The sequence below is a fragment of the Histophilus somni 2336 genome, assembly GCF_000019405.1.
GTDB classification, from domain to species: Bacteria; Pseudomonadota; Gammaproteobacteria; order Enterobacterales; family Pasteurellaceae; genus Histophilus; species Histophilus somni.
Genome location: NC_010519.1, coordinates 360,324 through 373,294 on the forward strand (window position 1 = coordinate 360,324; position 12,971 = coordinate 373,294).

The window sequence follows — 12,971 nt, forward strand, 5'->3', positions numbered from 1 at the left end:
CGTATAATGCTCCGTTAGTTTAAAAAGACAAAGTTAAACTATTTTAAAAAATTTATTTCTTTGATACATAAGGAGTTTTTATGAAATACAAACTATCTTTAGTGCTTTTGTCAATACTGCCCGCACTTTCCCATGCGGGGGGGGGTAATTTCAACTTTTACGGCAAAGCGGGAATCGATTTAACCTCTCGTTTTGAAACCATGCAACTCAGAACATATCTGAACAATGACGTACCGAGCATTCCAGCCAGCTCAAGACAAAACACCTTTTCACCAAGTATCTTTTTTGAAACCACTTACACTATTTTACCGCAAACGGAAATCGGTCTAGGATTAGGCTATATCAAACGAAAAGGCTTCGATCATTCTGCCAGTTGGCATGTACATACTGATGGAGAATGGGTGATAAGAGCAGACAATACTGCTGTTGAGTACTATAAAATAAATCGCTATTCTTCCCTGCCGATTTATTTTACGCTAAAACAAAATTATGCCTTTAATGCAAACAGCAAATTTTATCTAAAAGGGGATATAGGTTATTCAATTAATAAAATTGCTGACACCAAATATAAGAAATATACAGATATTACAAATAAATTTGAGTTACAAGGTGAAAACCTACGTAAAATGAAAGCAAGAAACGGGCTTTATTTAGGTTTAGCCATTGGACTTGAATATAAATCGTTCTTAGCAGAAATCGGGTATTATCATACTCACGCTGCGGTTAATTATAAAACTAAACCTTACAAAAGCAAAGCAGAAGGCTACTATGCTTGGCATTCTTACAACAACGATGCTATACGTTTAACCCTTGGGTTTAAATTCTAAAAAATAAAAACGTGATTAATTGATCTGCACCTAAAAGTTGGACTAAACAACCAACGATTAGTGTGCAGATTTTTATGACAAAAGATAACCCATCTTTCAAATAGCAAGCCATCGTTGAGTTTTATTTATCAAAAAAGCAGTGAGTAATCACTGCTTTTTTATGGTCGTTTAACTAGGTTACCAAGCCCAGCCGATACCCACACCGCCACCGAAGTCGCCGACAGAGTTGCTATTTCCGTGTAATTTCAACAGAACCTTACCGTTATCACTCACACGAGAATAGCCTAAAGCGACCGCACTTTGACCTTTATACGTACCGGCAGAGACTGAAAGCACTGATTTCCCCGGAATCGAAATCGTAGGCAATGCCGCCGCCGCATTCGAACCGGCAATTCCTGCTCGAGATTCTTTACTAAACGCATCAAACCTATTTTCAAGCTGGTTGAATTTTTTGTCAGTATGTGTTTGTAAGGCATCGACATATCCTTTGTTAACCACGGCATTCGGTGAAGAGTTCGGCGTTAAATCCGGCACTCTGATTTCTCCTTTCACCCCGTCAATTTCAATACGTTGACCTTGCGGGTTGGTCAAGGTTAATCCGCTTGGCGTCAAAGTCGCACTGTGCTTACCGACAGTCAATCTCACGCCGTCTACCCCATATTGTGCCGATTTGCCGTCTTTATGAGTTACCCGTAATCCGTTGCCGTCAAGACGGGATTTATTCCCCTCTGCGGTTTCTTTGGTTTCAAAAGAGGTCATATTTTTCAACTTATCGGACAGTTTGACTTCCAGTCCCGTCTCGGAGGCGTCCACTTTAATATTGCCCGCCGCCGTGGTCGCACTGTTAAACTCGCCCTCGCCTTTGATGGTCAATTTCTCGCCTAAATTTTTATGGACAAGCACGCCGTCGTTGCCCTCAAAATTTAAGCCCGCTTGACCTAAAGCTTTCACGTCTTGAAGATTGGCAGCACGCTTCACATCAATGCTGGAATCATCTGACAAAAACTTATTGACTGCGTCATCTTTTGTGGCTAATGCGGTTTGATAGGCGTCTTGCTTCGCTTTTAATATGCCTTGTGCCGATTCAACCTCTTTTTTCGCCTTATCCAATTTCGAGTTAATGTCGGCTAATGTTGATTTTTCGCCCTCGATCTTAGCTTTGGCTTTCTCTTTCGCCGCTTTTTCCTCCGGTGTAGTTTCCGGCATGAAAGACAATGCGGTTTCAAGAGCGTCAATGGCGTCCTGTTTCGCCTCTTTTGCTGTTTGTAGCGTCAACATATCGTCTACTTTTTTCGCCACCGCCTGTGCTTCGGTTTTCACTGCTTCGCCTGCCTTTTTCACGTTTTCAGCCTGCTCTTTCGCTTTGTCGGCATCAATACCCAAACCGCTTGCTATGTTGCTGATACCGATAGGGGTTGAAGTCGGCTCGGCTTTGATCACGACTTGTTTTGCTTCATCGCCAGAAAGTTCTTGATCAGGTTTTCCGTCTTTCAATTTTTTGAACTTACCACTAGCATCTTTAACTACTTTTTGGCCATTTAAATAAAAATCGAATGGACGGTTATTGTTCAGAGCTTTAACCTGTTCATCGACATAGTTTTTATTAGTAGCCATATCACCAGTAGACTTATCGTCTAGATCTTTCAAGCCTTTGATAGATTTTATATTTTCTAGATCTTCTTTTGTGCCAATCGTTATCACCGCTGTCGTATTCGATGGCTCGCTTGTACTACTTGCTGTGCTAGCTGTCGCCATACTTGAAGCAGTAGCTGATGAAGCTGTATTGCTCGCATCACTTCCCCCGCCAACGCTATTACCTCCGTTATTTGCACTTGGTTGTGTAGCCCCCTCTTTTTTCTCTAAAGCCAATGTAATATTTTGACCATTCGTAAATTTCAAGGTATCGTCACGACCGATTTGATAGGTCTTACCATCACCATTAGCCACATTAAATTTAAAGCTACTTAACGCTTGTTCAAGGTAGCCTTTGGTGATGAGTTCTTTTTTAGAATCTTCAGTCAGTGTATTTCTATCATAATTTTGATTTTCAGATAGACTTACACTTTTGAATATTGGACTATCTTTAAACCCAATTTCTATTTTAGCGTTACCACTTTCATAACTATATTGAGTGATTAAATTATCTCCTTTATAGTCCCCAATATTTATTGTAGATGTACTCGGTTGTGGAGGTGTTGTTGCTCCATTTGATGTGCCGGCTAATTTAACAATAGATATAGTTGAGCCTAGTTTTATGATTTTATCTTTATCATCATTGGTTGGAATACTATCTGCTACATATTTATAACCTCTTTCATCCACATATTTTTTATTTGCAGCGTCAAAATCATGTTTTGGATCTCCAACAAATACTATTCTTCTTCTATTTGTCGCATTACCAACAGATAAAGCATTGTTTACAGCTATTGATCTATCTCCTAATACTATTGCATTATTTATTTCTTCATCTGCTTTGATATGAGATCCTAACAATATATTTTTTCTTCCATTTACTTCGTTATTTGACCCTATTACATACGTTTCGCTGGAATCAAAACCTATTTGATTTTCATCACCAAATACAAATGAAAAACTACCATTTACTTTATTTTCTCTACCTACAGATATTGAACTACGTCCTAATACATCAGAATCTTGTCCTATAGAAATTGCTCCTTTATTTTTTGCGGACGAATTATAGCCTAATGCTATTGCTCCCTCATTTTGCGATACCGCATTATGTCCTATAGAAATTGACCCTGTTCCTATTGCTTGTGTTTTTGCAGAATCAGAAAGTTTAACGGATTTATCCCCTGTGCCTTTCAGATAGTCGACTAAGGCTTTGGCTTGTACTAATTCGCTTGTACCCTCTGTTTCATCTTCTTTAAGATTGATTTTATCAATGCCGATATTAGAACCAAAAATCGCTTTATCTTTAACATTTGCACCATCTATTTCTAAATAATACTCTTCTAAATCCCCTACTAGAGTATCTCTTTGAGTATATTTTTTAAGCTCTTCCGCCACAGCTTTAGATGTTACAACTTTGTCACTATCTGGGTTAAAAGTCGTTTCTTTATTTAACGTTAACGTAAGTGCTTTTTCTGTAGCACTTGCTGTAGCCATTATATCTACATCGGTTCCATCACCTTTGATTGTGATAGTCTCTCCAAGTGCAACGTTGGCTGTACCGCTATTTCCTGCAAATGTTAATCCTTTACCAATAATCGCCTTAGCCACATCAGATAAGTCTTTAACGTTTATGGCATTACTTTGAATAGTATCTATAGAACTTCCAGTTAATACATTTTCAATATTAGTTGCTACATTATTTGCAGTCGTATCTCCTAAACCACTTGCAACACCTGAAATTTTAACTTTATCACTGTTTGATTTTGTGAATGTTAATGTCGCTCCACTTTCAGGGCTTAACTCAATTTGCTTTTTACCATTACTTGTAATTTTAAGACTTCCAGCATCAGTTCCTGCAGTGATGGTCGCCTCATTCTCTTTTAATTCAAGTTTTGATTTACCATGAGCTAATTCTACAGTTGCTTTATCAGCATTAAGTGTCAATTTAGATTGACTGTCTTTACTACTAATTTCAGAAACGCCACTGAATTTATCTTCTGTTAATGTTACAGTTTTACCTGAATTTCCGGCTGTGAAAACGATAGATTTTCCACTTCCATTAGTTCCATTGTTTAATGAAATTTTCACATCGTCACCATTAGCAACTGATTTTATGCCGGTTAAAGCATCTTTTAATGTGATACTTACTGTTTGCTTATTCTTATCAACTTTAGTGTCAATATTTTTGCTATCTCCTGCAATTGTTAATTCATTATGCTCTTTATCTAATGTATATACTTCTTTATTATCCTTACTATTATCACCCTTAACCGTAAAATTAGCGGCGACTTTTTCTAGTCTTTTGTCTAAATATTTTTTGTTGACAGCATAGTTATCATAAGTATTTTTCTTAGGATTAGCTGGCTCGTCTTCGGGAATATCATTTTCAATTAATACATTTTTAAAAGTAGGTGATTCTTTTATTCCTATTAATAATTGCTTACTATCTTTTAGATATGCTGTTTTAATATTATCAGGAACGTATCCTCCTTCTTGAGTAGTAGTTGGTTTATCTACAGCTCCCGCTTTAATGATTAATTTATCACCTAAATAATGCGTTCCTTTTTCAGTATCGCCATCTCCACTGCCAAAAATAAAGCCCTTATTAATTTTATCTATATTTGCCTCTATTGCCGCTTTAAATGTTTTTTCTTCTTTTAGTATCTGTCCATTTTGTTCAGTTCCATTTTTAAATTTATTAAATTGTGATTTTTTAAATGTAAATTTACCGTTATCAACTTCCGCACCTAATACATTTGTTGCAAAGTTCTTTAATTGTAAAAAGTTAACAGCATGATTGTCATTCGTTGGTGCTTCAGTAATTGTTACACTCTTAAATTCAGGATCGTCTTTTAAGCCGATAGTGAATTTAGCAACGGAATTGTTTGTTTTGCCTTGTTCAAATTTCGTTTCTAAATTTTTACCGACATATTTTGTTTTACTGTTTGATTCAATATCTCCATTTACAATTTCAATCGTAGATCCTAAATAAAACGGTGTATCTTTATTTGGATGGTCAGGAGTACCATCACTAAACTTATACCCAGAGTTAATCGCTGCAATGGTTTCCGTTAAAGCAGCCTTAAAGGTATCTTGTGATCCCTTGTCTCCAGCTTCAACATAATTCACAGCAGTAAAATCATGTTTTTTAAATTTTGTTTGACTATCTTTTTGATATTCTAATCCCAATGCCTCTTTTGCACTATTTAACTGTGCTCCCGTAATCGCCTGATCGGAAGTCGCTGAAATTTCGCCATCAGCCAAATGTCCAAATTTTATTGTTTCCCCTATGTCAGCAGTTGTTTTTCCATCAGCAAATGTTTGAGTTTTTTCATCAAATCCTTTAGCACCAACGAAGACTTTGTTCTTGTCAATTTTGCCTAATTTTTTTAAAGGTTCGCCATTTCTTGTATCTACTCTATAAAATTCACCGTCATCTGATGCTTTCATTAATTTAACTATTTTGTTATTGTTATCCACTGTATAATAAACAACCAACCCCTCTTTTTTTACATATTCTAATGTTTTTAGCTGACCAACAGTCGCCACATCAGAATCCAACGCTCCCGGTGCAACATTTATTATTCTTCTAAGTCCCACTGCCTCTGTGTTTGTACCTTCGCTAACCTTCCAACCACCAACAGATATCACCCCATAAGAGGCATCATTTTTTATTTCGTAAGTTGAACCCGCAGCTTTATAAGCATCTAATTTAGAAGCTGGTTCTCCCGATAATTTAGGCGTAAATTTGTCGCTTGCATCTGCTTTGTTATCATAAAAATAATTAGTTGTTGATTTATATCCTAATGCAACAGAATTAGACAAATTGGCTTCAGCTTCATTACCTAATGCCAACGCACCTGTAGCATCTCTACCTACACCTGCTTCTATACCAAGTGCGATACCTTTTTCCGCTTGAGATTGTGCTTTATAACCGATAGCAACTGAATATTGTTTACCTGAATACGTATTATTCCCTAACGCAATTGAGGCTTGACCAATGGCACGTGTAAAACTTCCTATTGCAAAGGCATCTTTCCCTTTTGCAAATGAAAATCTTCCGATTGCAATCGCACTATCTTCTTTGGCGTAAGCGTATCGTCCAATTGTTAGCGTATTGTCTCCTAATGCGACCGAATACGATCCTATCGCTATTCCACCTTGATTATATCCGAGTGAATCTCTTGATTGTTTCGCTTTTAATTCTTCCGTTCCCTCTTGTTTGGTCGTTTTAGGTTTAATTAAACGAGAATAAGTTTGTATATCTGCTGTATTTCCTTTTTCATATAATTCTTCAAAATCAAATTTTGTACCATATGAATTTTTCTTATCCGTTAAAGTAAAGCCATTATTATTTTGAAGTCCATCATTATTGAAATTATCATCCATCTCTATATTTGCTAATGCATAATTTCCAATTGCCAATGAACCTCTACCGCCCGCATACGAATCGGAACCGTATACCATAGCACCATCATTAATTGCTTGTACATTAGTACCTACCCCAACCGTTCTATCTGCATACACATACGATTTGTTTCCAAGAACTAATGATTCTTTACCAAATGCGATTGTATCTGAACCAATTGCTGTTGAATAATCTTTAAAGGCAATGGCAAACGTTCCGATTGCAGTCGTATAATCACCGTATGCAATACTTCTTGCCCCAACCGCTATTGCATTTTTCCCCCTAGCCCATGTGTGAGTTTTTCTATTATCGTATTTAACTCCATTTAAATTTTTTTCTTTCTCTATTTTGTTTCTACTGTCCTTATCTAAATATTTTTCATAGGCGACATTTACTTTAGAATCATATTCTTGTTTTCGTAGATAATCGTCTTTCTTTTTTATTTTTTCAATTTCATCTCTTTCTGTAACTTTATCATATAAATGACCATTTTTTTTATAAAAAACCTCTTCACCATTATCATTTTTGATAAGATAATAACTACTCCATGTTTTACCATCATCTCTTACAAAATAATCTCCATTTAATACTAGAGCATTACCATCTTTTCCTACTAACTCCCCTTTGCCATTAACATATTCATTTTTTCCGACACCATTAATACCTAATAAAAATCTAAAATCAACTGCCGGATATTCCTCTGTATAGTTAAAATTTTGTGCATTATCTAGAAACAATCTAAAGATGTCTTTTGGTAGTTTTTTTTGTTTTGCATCTGCATTTCCGATACCGTCTGATCCAATCGCAATTGAAGAATCTCCCCAAGCAACTGTATCATTCCCTAATGATGTCGCCCCTGCTCCTCTCGCAAAGGTTCTATATCCAACCGCTGTTCCTTGTGCGTTAGCATTATCAATATTTTTATCTTTAGTGTTTTCTCCAACAATCGCTTTATATCCTATTGAGGTTGCACCAATTCCACCACCCACAGCACGAGAACCTATAATGACTGCATATTTGGCGTGTTGATTTTCAATACTAGATTCAGCACCTGCTTTATTTGATTTGTCTGCTAATAATATTAGTTCTTGATGTTTTTCTTTAATGTTTTTATCCGCTCCGTCATACCAAATACTTGTATTGTAGTTAGATTTACCGTATTCGCTGGATGTATTATTATCTATCCACACATCTGCTCCATACGCTACACTCGACACCCCCGACATCGCCAACGCCAGCGGCAGGACCTTAAACGCCCCTAACACACCGCCGAAAAACCCACCGCACTTTGGCTTTTCCCCCGAACTGCTCGCTATTTGGCGATTGCTTGCCAACTCGGAAACGGCTTTACATTGACCTGTTGTTACATCGTATTTTGTTTTGAAGATTTTGTTCATATATCTATTCTCTTTAAAAATGGATTTTTAAATTAATGATTTCTTTCGTTGATTGATTGTTTAGTAAACTTTGTAGGAATTGGTTATAAACCTAAACAGGAAATGCCTTGCTTTTTAAGGCACAGCAAAAAAAGGCGAATGATATCTTCGCTAAGGATTTTAAAAGGGGAAATTTGGGTATGACGAGAAGTTAAAAACTTTTTAAAATTTATTTTGCAAGGTTTATAAAAAGGCGTTAGCCTAGGCTGTAGGCTGTAGGCTGTAGGCTGTAGGCTGTCATTTTTCTATTCTATTTTTGTTTGTCAAGTAAAAATCCGGATTATTCTATCTCAAAATTTTTATGGAAAAAACAATTTTCTTACGTTTTTATTCTAATTCAGAGGGTGATTTTTAATTACGTTGTTTGATGTCAAAGCGAAATTTGATGAAAATGACCGCACTTTTGGGCGTAACAAAAATCCCTATTGGATCTGATTTCAATAGGGATTTGTTGTTTTTAAATTATGGCAGGAATACTATTTTTTCCAATTATATTCAGGATTGATAATATCTTCTATTTCATGCCAATAAGCAGTTAGTACGACATTGCCATAAGCATAAGCCCGAAGTGCATAGGGCGGATAAACAAAGTTTATTCCTTCATTATTGAAGTAAAATTGTTCTGAAATGTTGAAATCTTCTTTTGTGATCATACCAATATAGTCATCATTCGCTTCTTCCATCAGATTGGTATAAAAGTTCCAAAGCACTTCTTTTAGCTTGCTTTGTTGGTCTTGCTTAACGATGTCGTTTAGTTCAAGTATTTTCTTTTTATGACTGTCAATATTCTGAAATAGGGTTACATTTATGCCGTGAGCACCGCCGGTATAAGTATCAATATCGTTACTGAACGTAATGATATTATTGCGTTGCCCTAGATAATTTGACGTTAGATGGAATGATGCACCTAATACACGGTCTTCTTTTGCACTTTGAACGAATTCATCATGAATTTGTTGAAATTTTTGTACAAGATCTTGTTTTGTCGGCGTGTCTTTTTTCATGCTATCTTCACCGCCCACTAAGGTATAAGCATGTTTGAGCAATAACTGATCAAGCCATTTTATACCGGTTTCGGATAACTCACCACGAACTTCAATTTGTGCATTGTCAGTAGTATATTCATCGGAATGCGGGTAATTTACGGTTTTTACTTGATCAAAGATAACATTTTTCTTGACTTGTAAAGTTGGAACGTCTTGTTCCTGACAAGCTGCCAATAGAACAGTTGTCATAAGAGAGAAGAATAAAAAGATTTTTTTCATATGATTGCCAAAGTTTAGTGGAGTAAGAAAGTCTTTATTATAAGTTGGCAGAGTATGAATGTAAATTTTTCTTTTGGGTAAGAATAAATCGATATATTAAGTCGCTATTCTTCCGTATAATACGGGTTTTATTTAGATAGAACGCAAGGATATTTTATGAAGCAAACTACTCAATCGATGAATATAGTCGATATGTTGATCGTTACAGTGATCTTTTTTGGTATGCCGATTTATATTTCTCTGTCGCAATTTTTCTTATTGCAAGAAGGTGCGGTCGCAATTACAGACACGTTGACATTTACGGATCAGGATAATATTTGGGCAATTTTGATAGAACTTATCTCATTAGCGATTGCTGCGGTGTATTTAAAGCTAAGACGCTTTGATTTTACGCAGCTTACCTTTTCTTTTAACGCTAAAGCGATTGTGCTGACCGCAGGGATAATTTTGATTGCCGGCAGTCTCAGCGAACTTTATTTCTATTTGGCAGCTCCCTTTCAAGATGCCGGTGCATATCTCACTTCGGCTGAGGTTGCACCTACAGATACAACATCGACCTTATCTTTTTACCTCGTCCTCTTTTCATTGCTCAACGGTTTTTTTGAAGAAGTCTTTTTTCTCGGCTTGATATTTGCAGTGAATAAAAAAGCCTTGCCTTATGCGATTGTGTTCAGCTTGGTCATCCGTTTTTTGTTTCATACCTATCAAGGTATGTTTTATGCAGTAAACGTATTGTTATTCGGTATCGTATTGCTAATACTTCGCTCTAAAATTAAAAATTTATTACCGTTTACGTTAGCACATGCGTTCTTTGATGTGTTTGGACTGGGGTTGTTACCCATTATTGATATTGTCGAAAAAATTATCAAATAAAAAGGCGTATTAAATACGCCTAAATAAACAATCGGATAACCGTTAGAAACGGTAGTTAAGATTTAAGCCGTACAAATTGGCACGTGCCGTTGATTGATAATCCGCACTTATATTAACGAGTTTAATCTCTTTTCCAATATTTTGTGTTTCGCTAAATTGCTGTTTTTTACCTCGTAAATGAGCAAAACCTACGTCAACAGAAAGATTTGGCGTGAAGTTATAGGTTGCCCCCAAGCTATACCAAGTGCGGTCGGTATCGGGGATTGAAGCACTTGGGTGGTCGGCTGACTCATCATAAGCAATACCTGCACGCAGGGTTAATTTATCATTCACATTATAAGTCGCCCCTAGAGCTACACGTGAACTGTCATGAAATTTTTCATCTTTATGGAAAGCGACCTTGCCGTTATCATAAGTGGCATGTAAACTTTGTAAACGGCTCCATTTAGTATATTTATAGCTGTAGTGCATGGCGAATTTTTCCGTTAATTGGTGGAAACCGGAAATTTCGAAATAATCCGGCAAATGTAGCGTTAACCCACCTTTCTCTTTAACAGGACTAATTCTTCTTGGTTTAAGTTGATAACTCAACGCATCATCATCTTTAAAATTAATATCTACTTTAGAATGATAGGCAATACCGATACGGTTACCTTGATTAAATTCATAGACTGCCCCGATATTCCAACCAAATCCCCATGCATTATTATCTTGTAATTGTATTATGCTAGTATCCGAATTAACTTTTATTTGAGCTAATGCAGCAAGCAGTTGTTGTGATGACGGATCCAATCTGATTATAAAACCCCCTGGTTGTCCTCCTGGTGTTGATATTTGCTTAACAGTACCAAGTGCTTCTTTCAAAATACCTGCATGACGCTCAATTTTCGCTTTGGCATAAACCGCATTCAACCCAGCACCGATGCTTAATCCTTTGCTGATACGGTATGAACCGCTTAAATTTAAGTTAATGGAATTCAGTGCGGTGGTTCCACCCAAAACACCGGCATCATAATCCTTTTTATATTTACTTTGTAACCCAAAGTTCACATTCATGCCCGCACCGACAGCAAATTTATCATTAATAGGTGCGACGAAGTACATATTGGGAATAACTGCACTTGGCACAATGTTTTTCTGATCCCCTTTTCCAGTTTCAATTCCGTGAAATAACCCCGCATTAACCTTAACCTCACCATTTATATTAATTCTAGATTGAACGTATACCCCCCCCATTGAGAATTGTTTCGTTTTAAACAAACTCATTAACGCTGGGTTGGTTGCCACAACTGCGGCATTATCAGCAATTGCCGCTTCACCCGCATAAGCTCGTCCTAAACCGGAACTGGACACCTCAGCAATTTGGAACGCCGCCGCATTAACGTAACTTGCCGATAATGCCAATGCTGAAGCAATGAAAGATTTAGTAAAAAGTGATTGTTTATTGCTATTCATTTTTTATTTAATACCTCTATATATGGTGAAGTTAAATTTCCCGAATTCTAAAGTAAGAGTAGTATCGGGACAAATGAATTTACAGATTTGTTCAGTGGTCATACCAGGCGGAAATCTTTTATTTATTAAAGTTTATAAGAAGAATTTAGCTGTGTCAGACAATAAATCGGTGAGTGCTAGTTCCTCATTTTGTAGAATGTTAAAAACTTTTTATTGTGTTTTTTGGGGGAAGTTATAAAGATTGGGTAAAAAATTGTATAATTCTTTATAAATAACGCAATATAATGATTTAATGCTAAGGAAATAGGAATGACATTGTACAAAATATTGGTGAATAGTATCGCTATGATTTGTTTTAGCGTTTCCCTTGTAGCACAAGCAAAAATAACGGTTTTTGCCGCTGCTTCTATGGTAAATGTGTTAGAAGAAATTAAATCTGAATACATCAAAGTAAATCCTCAGCAGGAAATTGATTTTTCCTTTGCTTCTTCTTCTGTCTTAGCACGGCAAATTAGTCAGGGAGCACCTGCACAGTTGTTTATTTCTGCGGATCAAAAATGGATGGATTTTTTAGCGGAAAAGGGGGCAATTGTGACAGAAAGTCGTCGTGATTTGGTTGGTAACAGATTGGTGATGATTGCACCTCAGAATAGTTTGATTACCTCTGTTGATTTGCCTAACGCTCAATGGCATTCTCATTTGAATAATACTTATCTTGCAGTAGGTGATCCTGAGCATGTACCGGCAGGAAAATATGCAAAAGCGGCATTTATCTTTTTGGGGCAATGGAATGATTTAGAAACTAAATTAGCTCGTGCAAATAATGTGCGTGCAGCTTTAGCATTAGTTGAAAGAGGGGAAAGTCCGTTGGGTGTCGTTTATGCAACAGATGCGGCAGCAAGTAAAAAGGTCAAAATAGTGGCGATTTTTCCTGAAAATACGCACCCTGCGATTGAATATCCTATCGCTATTGTGAACGGGCAAGATAATGAAGAAAGCCGCAAGTTTTTGGCTTATTTGCGGTCAGAAAGTGCGGTCAAAATTTTTCAACAATTCGGTTTTTCAGTGAAATAAT

Annotated in this window: 6 protein-coding genes; 3 read left to right on the plus strand and 3 right to left on the minus strand. The window is 36.6% G+C overall.

Annotated features, from left to right (window positions below; genetic code table 11):
* Positions 1–80: 80 nt before the first annotated feature.
* A complete protein-coding gene (locus HSM_RS01725) occupies positions 81–827 on the plus strand; it encodes an outer membrane beta-barrel protein (RefSeq protein WP_012341195.1) in 747 nt (248 codons plus the stop codon).
* A gap of 177 nt (positions 828–1,004) precedes the next feature.
* Here HSM_RS01725 and HSM_RS01730 read toward each other — a convergent pair whose 3' ends face one another.
* Together HSM_RS01730 and HSM_RS01735 are read right to left on the minus strand one after the other, a co-directional pair.
* The gene (locus HSM_RS01730; protein ID WP_012341196.1) at positions 1,005–8,264 is read right to left on the minus strand and encodes a YadA-like family protein; all 7,260 of its coding nucleotides are present in this window, start codon (positions 8,262–8,264) and stop codon (positions 1,005–1,007) included.
* Between the two features lie 515 nt (positions 8,265–8,779).
* Positions 8,780–9,568: an RsiV family protein gene (locus HSM_RS01735; protein ID WP_012341197.1), complete on the minus strand. Its 789-nt coding sequence runs from the start codon at positions 9,566–9,568 to the stop codon at positions 8,780–8,782.
* A 156-nt stretch (positions 9,569–9,724) separates the two neighbouring features.
* Here HSM_RS01735 and HSM_RS01740 point away from each other — a divergent pair, with 156 nt between their 5' ends.
* The gene (locus tag HSM_RS01740; protein ID WP_012341199.1) at positions 9,725–10,441 is read left to right on the plus strand and encodes a CPBP family intramembrane glutamic endopeptidase; all 717 of its coding nucleotides are present in this window, start codon (positions 9,725–9,727) and stop codon (positions 10,439–10,441) included.
* Between the two features lie 42 nt (positions 10,442–10,483).
* On the opposite strand, the gene HSM_RS01745 is transcribed toward HSM_RS01740, so the two are convergent.
* Positions 10,484–11,896: a porin gene (locus HSM_RS01745; RefSeq protein WP_012341200.1), complete on the minus strand. Its 1,413-nt coding sequence runs from the start codon at positions 11,894–11,896 to the stop codon at positions 10,484–10,486.
* Positions 11,897–12,205: 309 nt separating this feature from the next.
* Here HSM_RS01745 and modA point away from each other — a divergent pair, with 309 nt between their 5' ends.
* Positions 12,206–12,970 (plus strand): molybdate ABC transporter substrate-binding protein, encoded by a 765-nt coding sequence (gene modA / locus HSM_RS01750; protein WP_041604989.1) that lies wholly within the window; start codon positions 12,206–12,208, stop codon positions 12,968–12,970.
* Position 12,971: the final 1 nt, after the last annotated feature.